The sequence below is a fragment of the Pseudoalteromonas sp. 5Ae-yellow genome (assembly GCF_014077565.1).
Taxonomy (GTDB): Bacteria; Pseudomonadota; Gammaproteobacteria; order Enterobacterales; family Alteromonadaceae; genus Pseudoalteromonas.
On record NZ_JACGWD010000057.1, the window covers coordinates 12,407 to 31,125 of the forward strand.

Below are 18,719 nucleotides of genomic sequence, written 5' to 3' on the forward strand. Positions count from 1 at the left end.
GCTTTGATTGATAAACTTAGCCACAATATAAATCACAAGGATCTGAACTTTGCGAAACAGAATTTTTCTTCTCTCTACTCTTTTTTGCGCAGTAAGCGCATCAGTAAATGCTGAACCCTGGGTAAAGCCTGATGATTACGGCCTAAGAGCTGATATTCAACAATTAGCTGATGCGGGTGTTATTTTAGCACCTGTAACCACATACCCGCTTATGTGGAAGAGTTTTATAAGTGATGTTGAAAGCATGCCGCTGGAGCAATTATCCCCAAGTTTACAGGATGCTTTATTACGCGTTAAACACCGTTATAAATCAGAGAACAGTAGTTCGCATAGCGTTCAATTTTCAGCATTTGCAGCGACAGATCCTATTGTAGCAACAAGCTTTGGTGCAACTGATACTCAAGAAACCGAGCTTTCTGCTGCTTATTCCTATTTAGGTGATAACTTTGCGGCTAAAATAGCTGTAAATTATCGTAAAGATGGTAAAAAATGTTTAGTTGATGGGAAAACGACTGATGATATAGCCACTGATGAGCAAGCTTTAACTGATTGTAACGACACCTCATTTGATGACAGCTACTTAGCATATCGCTTAGGTAACTGGATTTTTAGAGCGGGTGCTGTGGAACAATTTTGGGGCCCAGGTGTTGATAACAGCTTAATTATGTCTGGTAATGCAAAACCACTCCCTGCATTGAGTGTTACTCGAGAAAAAAGTACCGCTTTTGAAACACCATGGTTAAGTTGGATCGGCCAATGGGGCTTTACTGCACAAATGGCAAAGCTTGAATCAACGCGTGTTGTTCCTGATACTTTACTTTGGAGCAGCAGATTAAACATTCGTCCAATACAACAATTAGAAATTGCCGTGAGCTGGTCTGCTCAATGGGCTGGTGACGGACAACCTGGATCTGCAGGAGACTTTATTGATGTTATCACTGGGCAAACAGCATGTATTGATGGCAATGATAGTTGTGATAGTCAGTTAGAATCAAAAATTGGTAATCAGTTAGCGGGTATTGACGTTCGTTGGTCAGATACACTTTTTAATCAACCTTATGCTGTATATGCCAGTACAATTGGCGAAGATGCTAGTTCTCAGTTTAAACCAGCCGATAGAGCCTATTTGTATGGTGTGCAAACTACACAACGAATATACGATCAAAGCGTATTAATAAATGTAGAGTATATAGATACAAGTGTTTCATGTTCAGCTGAGTCTACAAATGAAAATTGCTACTATGAGCACTCAGATTACAAATCTGGTTATCGTTACCACGGCCGTACAATTGGTTCAACTTATGATAACGACGCCCAATCAGTTGTTTTAACTTTATTAGGCCAGCTGTCGAATGGTAATGATTGGCAGGTAAAACTGCGCAGTGTTGATTATAATAGTGACAATCGCGATCGTTATCCTAACAATCCTGACTTAGGAAATACAATTACTAAAACAGGGTTTAACTCTAAACAGCTAGAAGTACGTTACAGAATGCTTTCTATGGGCGGCCGCGTCACTTTAGGTGCTTTTGCATCAAACAATGATGACGTAGATAATGATACATCGGCATTTGCCAAATATGAATACAACTTTTAATACGTTACTTTTAATAAAGTAACGTATTAAAATTAAAAAAGGGATGAAAACACCGTTTTCATCCCTTTTCTTTTTAATAAGTAAAATCAGTAGTTACTGTTTTATTTTACTAATCACTTTTGATGTTGAGCACCCATCTAAAAACTCAAGCACTTCAACTTTTCCGCCATGGCGAAGTACATGTTCAGCACCCGCTATTTGTTCTACGGTGTAGTCGCCACCCTTAACTAAAATATCAGGGCTTATTTGCTCGATTAATTTAGCGGGTGTATCGTTTTCATCTGGACTGCCAAACGGAATAACCCAATCAACTGATGAAAGTGCGCTAAGTACCATTGCACGCTCATCTAGCGGGTTAATAGGACGATCTGCCCCTTTTAAACGCGTAATAGATTCATCATTATTTAATCCAACAACGAGTCTATCGCCTCGTGCTTTAGCTTGTGCTAAATAACGCACATGCCCAGCATGTAAAATATCAAAGCAGCCATTAGTGAATACAATTGTTTCGCCATTTTGTTTGGCAAATTCAATATGTTGAAGTACATCATCAAATGGTGTTTGGTAATGCTCGCCGGTAGTATGTAAATACTGACCAAGTTTACGACTTAACTCTTCTGGCGAGACCGTTGCTGCACCAAATTTACTAACCGCTATACCTGCCGCTAAATTAGCAATTTCGACAGCATCTTTTGGTTCCATGCCCGCACCAAGCATAACCGCGAGTGTCGCTATAACCGTATCACCGGCCCCAGTTACATCGCTTACTTCAAGCTCTTGTGCTGCAAAATCAAACTTTTCATCTGCATCAATTAACGACATACCTTGCTCAGAACGTGTAAGTAACATGGCTTTAATGCCATTTTTGCTAATTAAATCACGCGCACTTGCTGCTAAAGCCTCTTCTGAATCGGTTTGACCGCCCGCTGACTTAAACTCATGTAAATTAGGTGTAATGTAATCAGCACCTTTATATAAATGTAAGTCAGGTGATTTAGGGTCGATTAAAACAGTTTTTCCAGCGCCCTTAGCTAGGCTTACCATTTCTTTAATTAAGCTTAAAGATCCTTTGCTGTAATCAGAGAACACAATAAAGTCGTATTCATCTAGTACAAGCTCTAAGCGGTTTAGTAGTAATTGACTATGTTGCTCAGTAAACGTTTCTTCTAAATCAAGGCGAACTAGTTGCTGATGGCGACTAATAACGCGCATTTTAGAAATAGTCGGTAAATCACACACACTGACTAATTGTGAGCTTATTTTTTCACCTTTTAAAATGGTCTCTAAAATCTGCCCACTTTCATCTTCGCCAATTAAGCCCAGTAAGCCAACTTTTGCATCTAACCGTGCTATATTTTTTGCAACGTTAGCTGCACCGCCCGCTTTGTCTTCAAATTTACTTACTTTAACAACAGGTACTGGCGCTTCTGGCGAAATACGCCCTGTGTCGCCATACCAATAACGATCTAGCATTACGTCGCCAACAACTAATATACGTGCTGCCGATAAGTTTTTTAATAACGATAAATCCATTACTGCTGCTCCGCAACAACCATATCCATGGCTTCACATAACCAGTGACCTATAAACATGTGAGCTTCTTGAATACGTGCTGTTTCGTCATTTTTTATAATAATAGGTAACTTAGCAATATCTTTTACTTTGCCGCCATCCCGCCCTGTTAAAGCGACTGTAAAAGCACCTAGTTTATTTGCGGCTTCTAATGCTAAATTAATATTGTTGCTAGTACCTGATGTAGTTAAACCAATCACTAAGTCTTCTGGTTTACATAGCGCTTGAACTTGACGTTCAAACACCGTATCAAAGTGATAATCGTTGCTGTGTGCTGTTAAAATTGATGTGTCGGTGGTCAGTGCCATAGAGGCAAGCGGACCACGCTCTAATTTATAACGCACTACAAATTCCGCTGCTAAATGCTGTGCATCGGCTGCACTACCGCCGTTACCAAACCATACAATCTTGCCACCAGCTTGTAATGCACTATGGCATGCTTCTAACAATTGCATAGATTCTTGATGATAAGCCTCCATCGTTTCAAATAATGCCTGATGACGGTTTAATGTTTCAACGTAGCTAGTTGCCACTGAATCGATAATTGACATGAAAAAATTCCTCTTGGAACTGAAATGGCAGGAAAAATTAAATTCATTATTCCATAATTTTATTTAATTGTGTGTATTTTATCGGGTTATAACTGAACCCAGACCATATTTTATAACGAGTATGTTTAGAAAACGGCTATTTCACGGTAAACTAACGCCACTTCCCTTTAAGAAAGATCAGTATGGCACGCATTTTTTACTCATTCGCATTAATTATTATTAGCCCACTGATTGTATTTTATCTCTATATTTTACGAGGTAAAAAAAACCAAGGCTATCGTGCACACTTTAAAGAGCGCTTTGGGTTTGTCGGTAAGTCTTTATTTACGGTTAAAACTAAACCTTTAGTTTTTCATTGTGCTTCTGTTGGTGAGGTACTTGCCGCAACGCCACTCATTAAAGCTTTGCAAAAAGTGCATCCAAATTTAAATATACTTATAACCTGTAATACTCCAACAGGCAGAGAGCAAATACTTAACCAGTTCAAAAACTCTGTGGCGTGTAGCTACTTACCAATCGATTTTCCGTTTGCGACAGCCCGATTTTTAAAGCGTATAAAGCCACAAGCATTATGTATTTTAGAAACAGAGCTATGGCCAAATTTAATGGCGATAAGTCACAAAAAAAATATACCGGTACTTGTTATCAATGCAAGACTCTCTGAAAAGTCACAGCAAGGCTATCAAAAGGTCGCTAAATTAACGCATATTATTATGCGCTCAATTACGGTACTTGCGAGTCACAATAAAACAGATGCTAAACGTTTTATAGAGCTTGGTCTTGAGACTTCGAAAAGCCATGTAACAGGCTCTATAAAATTTGATATAACACCAAGTGAAGAGCAATTAGCTAAAGTACTCAACCTTAAACAGCTTTATAACAGTAATGAAGACAATAACGATGAACGCTTTGTATGGGTGGCAGGCTCAACACATCCTGTTGAGCATGAGCTGGTACTTTTAGCCCATCAAGAGTTACTAAAAAAGCAACCTAATGCATTACTTATAATTGCCCCGCGCCATCCAGAGCAATTTGACAAAGTGGCAGAGCTTTTAACGCAAAGCCCACTTAGCTTTAGCCGTCGTAGCCAAAATAACTACAACAATGAACAAGTACTTCTTGCTGATACGCTTGGTGAATTACAGTGTTTATATGGCGCTGCAAACGTGAGCTTTATTGGTGGCAGCTTAATTCGCAGAGGTGGGCATAACCCACTGGAATCAGCAGCGTTTTCAGTAGGTGTAATAACAGGTCCACACACATACAATTTTGACCATGTTTATCCCGAGCTAACAAAGCTCAAAGGTGCTGTAGTGGTTGATAGTAACGACGAACTCGCAAAGCAGCTTATAACGTTTAGCCAAAACACAAAAGCGTGCCAAACCTTAGGTATTAAAGCTGCGCAATGCGTAACTAAGAACCAAGGTGCTATACAAAAAACACTTACCATTATTAATCAATATTTAGAGCCAAAACCGTGACCAACATAGCTATAAGCCAAACCCGCGAATGGGTATCATCTGTTATTGTTAAATATAACTTTTGCCCGTTTGCTCGAAAAGAAGTAGAAAATAACTGTATTCATTACATAGTAAGTCCAGCAGCAAGTGTGGATGATGCTGTAATGGATATGCTTGAGCAATGTGTTGAGCTTGACCGTGAACCAGAGCGCGAAACAACCCTTATCATGTTTGACAATGGCTTTAGTGACTTTGAAGACTTTTTAGACTTGGTCGATTTAGCTAATGCACTTTCAGTCGCGCAGGGCTTTGAAGGTAAGTATCAAATCGCTAATTTTCACCCAGATTATGTATTTGCCGACAGTGATGAAACCGATGCCGCAAACTACACAAATAGAGCACCCTTTCCTACATTGCATTTAATCCGCGAAGCAAGTATGAGCGAAGCACTTGATAGTTATAACGAGCCTGAATCTATTCCTGAGCATAATATAAATCTAGCAAGGCGTAAGGGGATTGATTTTTGGCAGCAGTTACTTGAAGGCTGTAAAAAACCGAGCGCTTAAATGCTCGGTTTTATTTTGGTTTGTAAAAAAACTTTTGCAAAACAAGTAATACCTAAGCTTATTTTTTAACCCAATTACCATTTACTTCAACGTAATGACCACTTTGGGTTTTTTCAATTGTTTTAGCGGCAGCAAGCGCTTCTACTTGTGAAAGTGACAAGTTATTCTTTTTAGCGAGCTTTAAGTACTGCGCTTTACGCTTTGCATTTATGTCATCAACAACGGCTTTTGCTTCTGCGTTTTGTACAACAAGCCCTAAATAACCAGAGCTATCCTCACCTACTAAACCTTGGTTTTTAGCGTCATCAAGGCTAATAGCCCACGCAGAGAACGACATACATACTGCACTAACTAACGTAATAATGTTTAATTTTTTCTTCGTATTCATGTTCTAGCTCCTTAAAATAACTCACTGTCGTCACTAAATAAATTGTCGAGTTCTTTATCTACTTTTACGCGAATTTCGTGATCGACCTTCACATTTAAATTAATAGTAATGGGCTCTTTAGCAGACACCTCAACACGATGCGTGCAAGCACTTAGTGCACTAATAGCACCCAGAGCGAGCAGTACTTTTATCAATAACGACTGTCTCATTATTAGTTTCCTTTTTGTGAGTATTGTTGCTCAACTTTTTGTGTAATTTCGTCACTTAAACGTAGTGCGCGTAAAAGTGTAAATACGTTTTCTTCGTGGTTATAATTAAAGTTAACCTGCTGCTGCTCTGCTTTATTATAGCCTTGCAAATTAACCCCTAGTTTTAACCAACCATCATTTTTTAGTGCCACACTGCTATTAAGTTTTTGAATATCTAAATTAGTTAATAGCCCTAAAACAGGTTGTAACTCTTGCTGTTGCTGCATTACTGAATCAAAAGCGGCATTATTGGTGATTTTTAAATTACCTGTTCCTTGGCTAAATAAACTACCGTCAATTATTTCAATTTTTCCACTATCAAAATGGACAGGTAAAGACCCCGCCAAGCGCCCCGTTAATACAATGCCCGACTTATCGTCGAGTGTAACGAGTTTACTTGCATCAATGTTTTCAAACTTAACATTGGCAACTTGGTTTGGCTTCCCTATTGTGTAGGTATCTAACGAAAATTCGCCACCAAACACACTTCCTTTTACATCATTTATAAGCGCGGTATTGTTATTAACTTGCCATTGACCTTCAATCGCTTTAACTACGGCACCCGCTCTAAACTCATTTAAATTAAAGGTAGTTGGTTTTACATTAAGCTTACCTGAATTATATTCCCCGCTAAATACACTGTTTAAATCACTCGCAAGGTAATCATTATACAGTGCACTTGTATGACTAATCCCCATATTGAACGATGCATTTTGTAAGTTTACATCGCCACTAATATAGCCATTAAATTCGCCCTCTGTTAGTTGTGCAAGTGGCTCAAATTGCCTAATAAGCGCATTTAACAGCAGCGTACTTTGTTCAGGAATAATGACTTCAAACGGATGAGCTTGCGACGACATATGATGATTTACAACTAACTCAACATCGTTTATAAATGCGTGATGCGTGGCTTTTAGTGCACGGCTTTGCAAGCCCGTAGACTCTACTTTTATATTATTAAGTTTTATGTCGGGGCTATTAACAGCCTTTATATTCGTTTTTGCTGTTAGATCAGCAAATAACTCACCTACGCCTAAATTAGCATTTGCTGTTAATTTGTTACTTATATCTGTGACTTTAAATTCTTTATATTCTGCGCTTTTTAATTGCTGCGTTAACGCTACCTCTGCGTTTAACTGTTTATCCATTTTTGCTGTTAAATCACCTTGATATTGCACTGTACTTATATCAAACGCATCTACACTATTAAGCGTTAATTTAGCATTTATAAGCCCAATTGGTTTTGAGTCTATAAACTCACTTATATTAAAGTGACCACTAAGGCTAAGCCCATTCGCTGTTGCAGGTGCAAACTCAGGCAAGTCTTCAAGCATAACGGCGTAGTCGCCTTTAATCACAGCGCCAGATAACTGAGCATTAACGCTAATATTATTTATATCGGGTGTATTTATTTGAGCTGATAAATTTGTCTGTAAGTACTCAAGTGGAGATGTAATATTTAGTGTTGTATCTGTTATTAAAAAATCGAATAGCTTATCGCCTTCACTCACCAAATTAATTACAGGTACACTGAGTTCACTACCCTCTAAGCGAATTGATTGAGGGAGTTTAAGTTGCCAATTTAAAGGAACTTGTTTGCTAAAAAAGCCTGCATATTCACTCGGTGGAATTAACTCAGTACAGCTTGGTGTTAGATTAATTTTGTTATTAAGCAAATCGGTATTAAACATTAACGCTTGGCTATTTAAATTAAAATGAGTCGCCAATTTACCAGTGGTTAATACGTTAATCTGGCACTGCTGATTTGTATGAGAAAACTCATACGTGTGAGCAAACTGGAAGCTAATATCGCCATTTAATTCAAGCTCTATACCGTCAAAGCTAAACGCTTGCTGGGTATTAAAATTAGCATCTGCAATTAATGTATTTTTAGTGTTTATAGCTTGCTTTAAAAGAGTGTCATCAATTTCAAACTGACCACTTACTTTATTAGCAGTCAAAATTGCACTCGCGTTTATATCACCCGTAACATTAAATTTATTTAGTGTGGGTTCTAATATGCTTATTTTAAGTGGCTTATTGAGCTCATCACTTTTTACTACAAGCTGTTTAATATTGATTAATGGGCGGTTTAAGGGAAGTGCTAAATCGAGATTTTTAGCAAGTTGATTAGCATTATCACTTTTAGGGAGTGAATTAACTGTTAGCACTGCATTTTCAATATCTACACGCTTTGTATTTGCAGTAATACCAGTAAGTTGTAATTGTTGATTTTGATAATTTACACACACTTTATCAGCATGAATATTTAGTTCAGACGTAATTGAAAAATCGAGACAACTTAACGTAATGCCTGCTTTTTTAAGCTCAGGCGCTATAGCCCACTGTAATAACGGCAAGCGAAACACATAACTAAGCAGCAAGGTACTTAGCAATAAAACACCAACAATTAAACCAACTCGCTTAAACATACTATCCTTAAATGCTTTGTGCTTTTAGCTAAAACTATACTAATCAAAAAAGGCTGCACAATGCAGCCTTTTTTATTTTACAGTAAGATTATGAATCTAACTTGTATAAACGCAAATGTAATTAACCTACATTTTTACGTGCGTTACGGAACATACGCATCCACGGGCTATCCTCGATCCACTCATCAGGATGCCAAGAGTTGGCAACGCTTCTGAATACACGTTCTGGATGCGGCATCATTACAGTGGCGCGACCATCAGTTGACGTAATACCTGTAATACCTTCTGGAGAACCATTAGGGTTACCTGGGTACTGCGTAGTAGGGTTACCGTAGTTATCTACAAACTTAACCGCTACAGTGCCGCTATTAAGCGCCGCTTTAGTGGCTGCATCGTTTGCAAACTCAGCATGACCTTCACCATGAGAAACCGCTATAGGCATACGCGAGCCAGCCATTCCATCAAAGAACACAGACGGATTCTCTTGTATTTCTACTAAACTAAAGCGTGCTTCAAAACGCTCTGATTTATTAGTTACAAAACGCGGCCAATGTTCAGTGCCAGGGATCAGCTCTTTTAACGTTGATAACATTTGGCAACCGTTACACACACCTAAACTAAAGGTATCTTCACGGTGGAAGAAGTTTTGGAACTGATCGCGTGCCATGTCGTTAAACAAAATAGACTTAGCCCAACCTTCACCCGCACCAAGTACGTCACCGTATGAGAAACCACCACATGCCACTAAACCTTTAAATTGTTCTAGTGTTAAACGACCTTCTAAAATGTCGCTCATGTGTACATCAACAGCTGCAAAACCTGCGCGATTAAACGCTGCCGCCATTTCTAAATGAGAGTTAACACCCTGCTCACGTAAAATAGCCATTTGCGGTTTAGCACCGGTTGCAATGTATGGTGCAGCTATATCTTCGTTTAAATCAAAGTTAAGTTTTACGTTTAAGCCTGGATCTTTTGCATCAAATTTAGCATCAAACTCTTGCTTAGCACATTCAGGGTTATCACGGCGTGCTTGCATTTGATACGTTGTTTCAGCCCAAATAGTACGAAGCTCAGTACGCGTATGATTAAGTACCGTATTTTCGCCACGGTTAAATATAATCGTATCGTCACTGTTAAGCGTGCCAATGTTGTGGCTAATTGCTGCTATAGCATGTTGTTCAAACACCGCATTTACTGCATCTAAATCAGCATTTGCTACTTGGATTACGGCACCTAGCTCTTCGTTATAAAGTGCTTCAATGTCAGAGCCTGTTAAACCAGCTAAATCAACCGTTACACCGGTATGACCCGTAAACGCCATTTCAGCAACCGTGGTAAATAAACCACCGTCTGAGCGGTCATGATAAGCAAGTAACTTATTATCAGCTACAAGCGCTTGCATTGCGTTATAAAAGCCTTTTAATAACTCAGGGCTATCAACATCAGGTGTTACATCACCTAATTGCTTATAAACTTGCGCAAGGCTTGATGCACCCATGCGGTTTTTACCCGCACCTAAATCAACTAATATAAGCGATGTATCGCCTTTATCTGTGCGCAGTTGTGGAGTGACTGTTTTACGTACGTCGTCAACACGACCAAACGCAGTTATAACCAGTGAAAGCGGCGATGTTACTGACTTCTCTTGTGAGTCACCTTCATCTTTCCATGTCGTTTTCATTGACATAGAATCTTTACCCACTGGAATCGTTAAACCAAGCGCAGGACAAAGCTCTTCGCCTACGGCTTTAACAGCTTCATATAAACCAGCATCTTCACCTGGGTGACCCGCTGCTGCCATCCAGTTAGCCGATAACTTAATGTTTTCAAGGCTACCGATGTTTGCACAGGCAATATTAGTTAACGACTCAGCTACAGCTAAACGAGCAGATGCACCGTAATTGAGTAATGCTGCAGGAGTACGCTCACCGAGTGACATAGCTTCACCGTGGTAAGTATCATACGTTGCTGCAGTTACTGCACAGTTAGCAACAGGTACTTGCCAAGGACCGACCATTTGATCGCGCGCGACTAAACCCGTAACTGAGCGATCGCCGATTGTGATTAGGAATGTTTTTTCTGCAATGGCTGGTAAACGCATTAAGCGCTGCGCTGCATCTGCTGCATTTATTAATGTAGTATCAAGCGCTTTACCAACAACTTGCTTTGACGTTACATCGCGGTGCATTTTAGGTGCTTTACCTAATAATACGTCCAGCGGTAAATCAACAGGGTTATTTTCAAAGTGGCTGTCTGACACCGTTAAGTGAGGTTCAGCGGTTGCTTCACCAATAACAGCGTACTGGGCACGTTCACGCTTACAAATAGCTTCAAAGCGGTCAAAGTCCTCTATGCCAACAGCGAGTACATAACGTTCTTGTGATTCATTGCACCAAATTTCGTGTGGTGCCATGCCTGGCTCATCGTTAGGAATGCTACGTAATTGGAACTTACCACCACGTCCGCCATCATTAACAAGCTCAGGAAACGCATTTGATAAACCGCCAGCACCTACATCGTGGATGAATGCAATTGGGTTTTCATCACCTAGCTGCCAACATTTATCGATAACTTCTTGGCAACGACGTTCCATTTCTGGGTTTTCGCGTTGTACTGAAGCAAAATCTAAATCTTCGTTTGATTGACCTGAAGCCATGCTTGATGCAGCACCACCGCCTAAACCAATGTTCATTGCAGGTCCACCTAGCGCAATTAATTTAGCGCCAACAGGAATATCGCCTTTTTGAACATGATCAGAGCGAATATTACCTAAACCTCCGGCAAGCATAATGGGTTTATGGTAACCACGTACTTCTTCGCCATTATGGCTTGTTACTTTTTCTTCGTAAGTACGGAAGTAGCCTAATAAGTTAGGACGACCAAACTCATTATTAAATGCAGCGCCACCTAGTGGACCCTCTGTCATTATATCAAGCGCGTTAACAATACGACTCGGCTTACCAAAATCGCTTTCCCATGGTTGCTCGTAATCTGGAATACGTAAGTTTGATACAGTAAAGCCAACTAAACCTGCTTTTGGCTTAGAGCCACGACCAGTTGCGCCTTCATCGCGAATTTCACCACCAGAGCCTGTAGCCGCACCAGAGAATGGCGCAATAGCTGTTGGGTGGTTATGCGTTTCAACTTTCATTAGTATTTCAATGTCTTCTTGATGATACGCATATTCACCTTGCGCATTTGGGAAGAAGCGACCCGCTTTTGAGCCTTTCATTACTGCCGCGTTATCTTTATACGCCGACAATACATTTTCAGGATTTAACTCAAAAGTATTTTTAATCATTTTAAACAGCGATTTTGGCTGCTCTTTTCCATCGATTGTCCAGTCAGCATTAAATATTTTATGGCGACAATGCTCTGAGTTTGCTTGTGCAAACATAAACAATTCGATGTCGTTAGGGTTACGTCCTAACTTTATAAAGTTTTCTACCAAGTAATCTATTTCGTCATCAGCAAGGGCAAAACCTTGCTCAACATTAGCTATTGCTAATGCTTCGCGTCCGCCGCCTAAAATATCAACAGACGACATTTGGCGCGGTGCATCACTACGAAACAGTTGTGCCGCATCATCAAGCTCACTATGCGTGGCTTCGGTCATACGGTCATGCAATAACGCAATTACTTGTGCAAGTTGTTCTGCGTTTAAGTCACCTTCAACATAATAAGCAATACCGCGTTCAACACGGTGAACCTGTTTTAAACCACAGTTATGGGCAATATCGGTTGCTTTAGATGCCCAAGGTGAAATGGTACCTGGGCGAGGTGTAACAAGTACAAGTTTGCCAGCTGGGGTATGCTCAGCAATAGTTGGACCGTAAGTTAATAGTTTTTCAAGCTTGGTTTGCTCGGAGCTACTCAACGGCGATATTAAATCGGCAAAGTGAGCATACTCGGCGTATACGTTAGTGACTGGAAGTTGCGATTGTTGGCAACGCGCTAAAATTTTATTAACTCTGAACTCTGACAGTGCTGGTGCACCACGAAGGATCAACATAGGTAATTTCATCCGGGGTTAGGGATTGAACGATATTTTAGGCACGCATTATAGTCCAATTAGCATTCAGATTTAACTCAAAATTACGCTTTTCATAAAATTAACTTTTTAGCTTTATTTATAGCCTCTTTTGGTTAATAAAATAAAAGGTAAAGTGACGCGATGGCTTAGTTTTGCTATAACGGTGACTGGCGAGCTTAAGGGGCACTCAATGTTCAAAGAAAAACTAATAATAATCATTACTTTAGTTATGCTGTTATGTGCATGCGATATGCAAGAGCAGCCAACTCAACTCGCCCAAATAAAAGAACACAATAAAATACGTGTGGGTACCCTTGCCAGTGCTAGTAATTATTATCAAGCCGTTCAAGGTGAGCAAGGCTTTGAATATGAGTTATCTCAAGCCTTCGCTGAATATTTAGGTGTAGAGCTTGAAATAGTCCCTTTCTTTAACTTATCTGACATGTTTGAACGCCTTGAAAGCGGTGATTTAGATTTGATAGCATCAGGACTTACCTATAATAAAACCCGTGCAGAGCAATACCGTTACGGACCAACTTACAGAACAATCAGCCAAAAGTTAGTTTATAAACAAGGGCGCGTTCGCCCTCGAGAGTTTGACGATTTAGATGGCAACTTTACGGTTATAGCTAAAAGTAGCCACTCGCTTACTCTACAAAAAATGAAGAAGAACAATCCAGATCTAACTTGGATAGAAAGCGAAGAGTTTGATGAAGAAGAACTACTTCAAGCAGTTATTGATGGCGAGATAGATTACACACTCGCTGATACGCATACGCTATCGCTGTTTCGCCGTTATCACCCAAATTTAAGCATTGGTTTTTCAGTTAGCCATAACGACCCGATTGCATGGATACTTAATAAATCTAAAGACGACTCTTTATATGCGTTGTTGGTGCCATTTTTTGGTGACGTTAAGCAAAGTAACCAGCTCTATGTACTTGAAGAAAAATACTTTGGTCACGTACGCCAATTTAACTATGTAAATACCCTTGCTTATATCGAAGCAATTAAAGAAACCTTACCAACATACCAGCCATGGTTTGAACAATATGCAGGTAGCCTTGACTGGCGATTATTAGCGGCACTAAGCTATCAAGAATCTATGTGGAATCCTCGCGCTAAATCACCAACAGGAGTGCGCGGCATCATGATGCTAACTCGCAGTACAGCCAAACAAGTAGGTGTTACTAACCGGTTAGAACCAGAGCAAAACATTCGTGGTGGCGCTAAATACTTAAGCAAGCTTATTAAACGTATTCCTGACCGTATCCCGCAACCCGACCGCACATGGCTTGCTTTGGCCGGATACAATGTAGGTTGGGGGCACGTTAACGACGCACGTATAATTACCGAACAGCAAGGCGCAAGCCCTGATAAGTGGGCTGATGTAAAAAAACGCCTACCGCTATTAATTAAAAAGCGCTATTACCGTAAAACTCGCTACGGTTATGCCCGAGGCGATGTAGCTGTTAAATATGTTGATAATATTCGTCGCTATTACGATGCACTTGTTTGGCTAGATGAAAATGATGCTATTGCTGCAGAGCCTGAGCCAGAAACAATTACAGAGCTGAGCACTGATACTGAGCTAAAGAAAAACGAAGAAAGTGAAGTAAAAAGTAAGGCAGATGAAGCTCAAACAGAAAAACAACAACCTATAATCGAACCCGAACAGTCGAGTGAAAACAATGGCTAAGATTAATATAAGTACCCGTTTATTGAGCATGTCAGTAAGCAAAATTTAAGTAAATTAAATATCTGTTTACTTGTCACCAAATGATCACTAATGTGTGTTAATTGTATATCATTATTTTATAAGATATACCCGCGCCTTTCTCACTCTTGCATTAGGAGAAAACATGCTAAAACGTAGACGCACACAAAGATTAAAACGCAATGTCATTTACTCAACGGCCACACGTCGTCGTGTTATGTTGCGAAAACTACACAAAAAAATCATCTGGCGTCGCCGAATGTTTGCTATGCAGCAAATGGCTGAATCAGAAATAGAGCCAATCGCTAGTTAACTTTAGTTAGGCTTATTTATTTGATCATCACGAGCAGCTTTCTTAGCTGCTTTAATTTGCGCTCTTCTACGTTTAAAAAAATTCGAAATAGTATCCCCGCACTGCTGTGCCAAAACACCACCGCACACCTCAACTTGATGATTTAACTTAGGCTCTTGTAATAAATTCATAATTGAACCCGCAGACCCTGTTTTCGCATCGACTGCTCCAAACACTAAACGCTTTATTCTGCTATGCACTAACAATCCCGCACACATAGAACAAGGCTCTAACGTTACGTATAGGGTGCAATCAATTAAGCGGTAATTGTTAAGGACTTTTCCAGCTTCTCGCACTGCAATCATTTCGGCATGGGCAGATGGGTCATTATCCGTTATTGAGCGGTTATACCCGACTGAAACTAGCTGGTTATCTTTGACTACAATTGCTCCAACCGGAATTTCATCAAGCAGCTCTGCTTGCTTTGCATACAAAAGCGCTTGTTCCATCCAGTAGGAATCATCAAATGGTTCGTTCATTATTTCTACTTAAATAACCTTTTATGCTGTAATTATACCTAGTTAGCACTCTAAAGTGCGCCATTCATTACTTTATCCCAAAAATAAAACAATATTTACCCGTTTGTAATGGCTCACTCGTGCTGATTTACGCTATAATCTCACGCTTTTTTTATTTAGCTCACAACACGGGTAGCAAATGAAATTTCCTGGACGCCGCAGGCATAAACATTATTTTCCAGTGGAAGCCAAAGATCCACTTACCAATCAACTTAACGCAACAGAGCGATTACAACGTAGTTATATTACGGGTATCGATCAGATCGTTGTTGATATAGAGGCAAAAGTTGATCAAGCTTTCCTTGACGAATTTCAACTACGTAGAGGGATGTCGCAAGTTATTGATAGCGATACAACAAACGCCTTATACGATCGTTTAAAATTAAACAATATGGTTGATTTTGAGTTTGCCGGTGGAACCATTGGTAACACTATGCACAACTACTCTGTACTTGCAGATGATCGCTCAGTTTTATTAGGCGTAATGAGCGAAAATATAAAAATAGGTAGCTACGCTTACCGTTTTTTATGTAATACCTCAAGCCGTGTAGACTTAAACTACCTTCAACCAGTTGATGGGCCTGTAGGCCGTTGTTTTACATTAATTGATGAAACCGGTGAGCGTACTTTTGCTATAAGTGCTGGCCTAATGAATCACTTACGTCCTGAATCTATCGATAAAGACCTTATTGAGAATTCATCAGCGTTAGTGATTAGTGCCTATCTTATGCGTACTCAAGGTAGCGAAACAATGACTGAAGCCACTATGCAAGCGGTAAAATACGCTAATGACGCAGGTGTGCCAGTTGTGCTTACACTCGGTACTAAGTTCTTAATTGAACAAGACCCTACTTGGTGGGCAAACTTTGTTGAAAAGCATGTTGATATTCTTGCTATGAACGAAGAAGAAGGTTTAGCTATTACAGGTTTTGAAGATCCTCTTCTAGCTGCTGATAAAGCACTTGATTGGGTAGACTTAGTTATTTGTACCGCTGGCGAAAAAGGCTTATTTATGGCCGGCTACGTAGACGAAAGCTTAAAGCGTGAAACCGAATACCCGTTACTACCAGGCGCCATACCTGATTTTAACCGTTACGAATTCTCACGAGCTATGCGTAAAGATGAGTGTGATGAACCTATCAGAGCATATAGTCATACGGCCCCATTTATGGGTGGACCTGATTCAATAAAAAACACCAATGGTGCAGGTGACTGCGCACTTGCGGCTGTACTACATGATTTGTCAGCGAATGTTTACCATAAGCTTAATGTGGCAAACTCAGCTAAACATCAGCAACAAGCTATTACTTACTCGTCACTATCGCAAATTAGTAAATATGCTAACCGAGCGAGCTATGAAGTATTAGTTCAGCACTCTCCGCGTTTATCTCGTGGTTTACCAGAGCGCGAAGATTGTTTAGAACAAGTTTATTGGGAACAATAAATAACGGTGGGAGCAATTATTGCTCCCTATCGATTTCCTAAAAAATAGAAATATCGAGCTTTTTAGATAGCAGTTCTAATGCTGCTATTCCTGCAACGGAGTTACCAAACGAATTAAGCCCCGGAGAATAAACAGCTACAGTAAACTTATTTGGTAACACAGCTAAAATAGTCCCTGACACTCCCGATTTACCTGGCATACCGACTCTGTAACCAAAATCCCCCGCAGCATCATATAAGCCACTGGTAAATAATAGCGAATTAAGCTGCTTATTTTGACGGCTACTTAAAACACGATCGCCCGATCGATTATCAACACCTTTATTTGCTAAAAAATTATAAGCTTTGGCTAATTCAATACAGTTGAGCTCAATAGAACAAAAGTTAAAGTAAGACCATAAAACATCATCGACTTCATTTTCGAAATTACCAAACGACTTCATTAAATGTGCCATAGCCGCATTACGATGCCTAAATTCATACTCAGAATTAGCGACTTTTTTATCAATCACTATCCCTCTATTACCAGCTAACAACCTAAAGGTCTCGAGCATAGAGTGCATTGGTGCAGATAAGCGGCTGTATAACGCATCACACGTTACAATTGCGCCTGCATTTATGAAAGGGTTACGAGGGATCCCTTTTTCAAACTCAAGCTGTGTAAGCGAATTAAAGGCAGTACCTGAAGGCTCCTTTCCAACTCGATGCCAAAGTTCATCACCATAACGTTGCAGTGCCATAGTAAGTGTCATAACTTTTGAAACAGACTGAATGGTAAAACGTTGAGAGCAATCCCCCGCACATACAGTTTTACCATCAGTTGTATAAATAGCGATAGAAAATTGCTCAGGATCGACCTCTGCAAGGGCCGGTATATAATCAGCTACTTTTCCTTGTGATAATAAAGGGCGTACTTCATGTGCTATTTCATCAAGCACCTTTTGGTAATCAGCTGTAGGCAAACTAGACCTCTATATCATCATTCATAAAAATTGGATTTTAGCACGCGCGAATAGACGCAACTAGTTTTGTTGTTGAATTTAAAGGGGGATGTTTTTCTTAATTTTAAAAAGCAAAAAAACCGTCACATTGCTGTAACGGGTTTCTCTTAATTAAATCCTAGTAATGTCGTACTGCCCACAGCGGTAGAGAGTCACATAGCAAATGCTACACTATCTTTGTGTCGGGGCGTCCTTCTGCGGGGCTCGCCTTAGAACTATTTTATTTCGCCACTGAGTTCGGCATGGACTATTTACAAAATTCCAAAAAGCAAAAAACCCGTCACATTACTGTAACGGGTTTCTCTTAATTAAATCCTGGTAATGTCGTAGTGCCACAGCGGTGGAGAGGCACATAGCAAATGCTACACTATCTTTGTGTCTGGGCGTCCTTCTGCGGGGCTCGCCTTAGAACTATTTTATTTCGCCACTGAGTTCGCCATGGACTATTTACAAAATTTCAGAAAGCAAAAAACCCGTCACATTACTGTAACAGGTTTCTCTTAATTAAATCCTGGTAATGTCCTACTTTCACATAGCAAATGCTACACTATCATCGGCGCTGTTTCGTTTCACTACTGAGTTCGGCATGGGATCAGGTGGGTCCAAAACGCTATTGTCACCAAGAAAATTCTTTTCAATTTTCTTATTTTAATTATTAAGGTTAAAGTCCTTCGACTGAATTTGAAGCCTGGTAATGTCCTACTTTCACATAGAAAATGCTACACTATCATCGGCGCTGTTTCGTTTCACTACTGAGTTCGGCATGGAATCAGGTGGGTCCAAAACGCTATTGTCACCAAGCAAATTAGGTGCAAAGAATTAATGACAAGCACGTAGTGCT

The 18,719-nt window shown here is 39.9% G+C and carries 14 protein-coding genes and 2 rRNA genes; 6 read left to right on the plus strand and 10 right to left on the minus strand.

Features of this window, described 5'->3' with window-relative positions; genetic code table 11:
- Positions 1-49: 49 nt before the first annotated feature.
- Positions 50-1,597 carry a capsule assembly Wzi family protein gene (locus H4J63_RS14695; protein WP_182197294.1) on the plus strand — a complete coding sequence of 516 codons (1,548 nt, stop codon included), beginning with the start codon at positions 50-52 and terminating at the stop codon, positions 1,595-1,597.
- 93 nt (positions 1,598-1,690) lie between these two features.
- Here the strand turns inward: H4J63_RS14695 and hldE are convergent, their stop codons facing one another.
- Both hldE and H4J63_RS14705 read right to left on the minus strand, forming a co-directional pair.
- A complete protein-coding gene (gene hldE, locus H4J63_RS14700; protein WP_024604040.1) occupies positions 1,691-3,130 on the minus strand; it encodes a bifunctional D-glycero-beta-D-manno-heptose-7-phosphate kinase/D-glycero-beta-D-manno-heptose 1-phosphate adenylyltransferase HldE in 1,440 nt (479 codons plus the stop codon).
- Positions 3,130-3,720, minus strand: a complete 591-nt coding sequence (locus tag H4J63_RS14705) for an SIS domain-containing protein (RefSeq protein WP_002961065.1) — start codon at positions 3,718-3,720, stop codon at positions 3,130-3,132. Before H4J63_RS14705 ends, hldE begins: the two co-directional genes overlap by 1 nt.
- Positions 3,721-3,902: 182 nt before the next feature.
- Between H4J63_RS14705 and waaA the strand changes: the two genes are divergently transcribed.
- Both waaA and H4J63_RS14715 read left to right on the plus strand, forming a co-directional pair.
- A complete protein-coding gene (gene waaA, locus H4J63_RS14710) occupies positions 3,903-5,201 on the plus strand; it encodes a lipid IV(A) 3-deoxy-D-manno-octulosonic acid transferase (RefSeq protein ID WP_024604039.1) in 1,299 nt (432 codons plus the stop codon).
- Positions 5,198-5,746, plus strand: a complete 549-nt coding sequence (locus H4J63_RS14715) for a DUF1415 domain-containing protein (protein WP_024604038.1) — start codon at positions 5,198-5,200, stop codon at positions 5,744-5,746. Before waaA ends, H4J63_RS14715 begins: the two co-directional genes overlap by 4 nt.
- Before the next feature lie 58 nt (positions 5,747-5,804).
- Here H4J63_RS14715 and H4J63_RS14720 read toward each other — a convergent pair whose 3' ends face one another.
- The 4 genes from H4J63_RS14720 to purL form a co-directional block, all read right to left on the minus strand.
- Positions 5,805-6,134, minus strand: coding sequence for a YdbL family protein (locus tag H4J63_RS14720; protein ID WP_002961068.1), 330 nt, complete (start codon positions 6,132-6,134; stop codon positions 5,805-5,807).
- 11 nt (positions 6,135-6,145) lie between these two features.
- The gene (locus tag H4J63_RS14725; RefSeq protein WP_002961070.1) at positions 6,146-6,343 is read right to left on the minus strand and encodes a YnbE family lipoprotein; all 198 of its coding nucleotides are present in this window, start codon (positions 6,341-6,343) and stop codon (positions 6,146-6,148) included.
- A gap of 2 nt (positions 6,344-6,345) precedes the next feature.
- Entirely contained in the window at positions 6,346-8,814 is a 2,469-nt protein-coding gene (locus tag H4J63_RS14730) for a YdbH domain-containing protein (protein WP_182197296.1), read from the minus strand.
- 121 nt (positions 8,815-8,935) lie between these two features.
- Positions 8,936-12,826 (minus strand): phosphoribosylformylglycinamidine synthase, encoded by a 3,891-nt coding sequence (gene purL / locus H4J63_RS14735; RefSeq protein ID WP_182197297.1) that lies wholly within the window; start codon positions 12,824-12,826, stop codon positions 8,936-8,938.
- Between the two features lie 211 nt (positions 12,827-13,037).
- Here purL and mltF point away from each other — a divergent pair, with 211 nt between their 5' ends.
- Complete coding sequence (gene mltF / locus H4J63_RS14740; RefSeq protein ID WP_182197298.1) at positions 13,038-14,546, plus strand: membrane-bound lytic murein transglycosylase MltF; 1,509 nt, start codon at positions 13,038-13,040, stop codon at positions 14,544-14,546.
- Between the two features lie 163 nt (positions 14,547-14,709).
- Positions 14,710-14,877 carry a hypothetical protein gene (locus H4J63_RS14745; RefSeq protein ID WP_007584688.1) on the plus strand — a complete coding sequence of 56 codons (168 nt, stop codon included), beginning with the start codon at positions 14,710-14,712 and terminating at the stop codon, positions 14,875-14,877.
- Between the two features lie 2 nt (positions 14,878-14,879).
- Here H4J63_RS14745 and tadA read toward each other — a convergent pair whose 3' ends face one another.
- Complete coding sequence (tadA, locus tag H4J63_RS14750) at positions 14,880-15,395, minus strand: tRNA adenosine(34) deaminase TadA (RefSeq protein ID WP_010554384.1); 516 nt, start codon at positions 15,393-15,395, stop codon at positions 14,880-14,882.
- 178 nt (positions 15,396-15,573) lie between these two features.
- Here tadA and H4J63_RS14755 point away from each other — a divergent pair, with 178 nt between their 5' ends.
- Positions 15,574-16,878 (plus strand): inosine/guanosine kinase, encoded by a 1,305-nt coding sequence (locus tag H4J63_RS14755; RefSeq protein WP_010554383.1) that lies wholly within the window; start codon positions 15,574-15,576, stop codon positions 16,876-16,878.
- 37 nt (positions 16,879-16,915) lie between these two features.
- Here H4J63_RS14755 and glsB read toward each other — a convergent pair whose 3' ends face one another.
- The 3 genes from glsB to rrf (H4J63_RS14770) form a co-directional block, all read right to left on the minus strand.
- Positions 16,916-17,839, minus strand: coding sequence for a glutaminase B (gene glsB, locus H4J63_RS14760; RefSeq protein ID WP_002961081.1), 924 nt, complete (start codon positions 17,837-17,839; stop codon positions 16,916-16,918).
- A gap of 548 nt (positions 17,840-18,387) precedes the next feature.
- Positions 18,388-18,502 (minus strand): 5S ribosomal RNA (gene rrf / locus H4J63_RS14765).
- A 62-nt stretch (positions 18,503-18,564) separates the two neighbouring features.
- Positions 18,565-18,679, minus strand: a 5S ribosomal RNA gene (gene rrf / locus H4J63_RS14770).
- Positions 18,680-18,719: the final 40 nt, after the last annotated feature.

Excerpts from the sequence above, each read along its gene's own strand:
- H4J63_RS14725 (WP_002961070.1), bottom strand. The coding sequence starts at position 6,343 with ATGAGACAGTCGTTATTGATAAAAGTACTGCTCGCTCTGGGTGCTATT.
- waaA (WP_024604039.1), top strand. The coding sequence starts at position 3,903 with ATGGCACGCATTTTTTACTCATTCGCATTAATTATTATTAGCCCACTG.
- H4J63_RS14705 (WP_002961065.1), bottom strand. The coding sequence starts at position 3,720 with ATGTCAATTATCGATTCAGTGGCAACTAGCTACGTTGAAACATTAAAC.
- H4J63_RS14755 (WP_010554383.1), top strand. The coding sequence starts at position 15,574 with ATGAAATTTCCTGGACGCCGCAGGCATAAACATTATTTTCCAGTGGAA.
- mltF (WP_182197298.1), top strand. The coding sequence starts at position 13,038 with ATGTTCAAAGAAAAACTAATAATAATCATTACTTTAGTTATGCTGTTA.
- H4J63_RS14720 (WP_002961068.1), bottom strand. The coding sequence starts at position 6,134 with ATGAATACGAAGAAAAAATTAAACATTATTACGTTAGTTAGTGCAGTA.
- H4J63_RS14730 (WP_182197296.1), bottom strand. The coding sequence starts at position 8,814 with ATGTTTAAGCGAGTTGGTTTAATTGTTGGTGTTTTATTGCTAAGTACC.
- purL (WP_182197297.1), bottom strand. The coding sequence starts at position 12,826 with ATGTTGATCCTTCGTGGTGCACCAGCACTGTCAGAGTTCAGAGTTAAT.
- H4J63_RS14745 (WP_007584688.1), top strand. The coding sequence starts at position 14,710 with ATGCTAAAACGTAGACGCACACAAAGATTAAAACGCAATGTCATTTAC.
- tadA (WP_010554384.1), bottom strand. The coding sequence starts at position 15,395 with ATGAACGAACCATTTGATGATTCCTACTGGATGGAACAAGCGCTTTTG.
- hldE (WP_024604040.1), bottom strand. The coding sequence starts at position 3,130 with ATGGATTTATCGTTATTAAAAAACTTATCGGCAGCACGTATATTAGTT.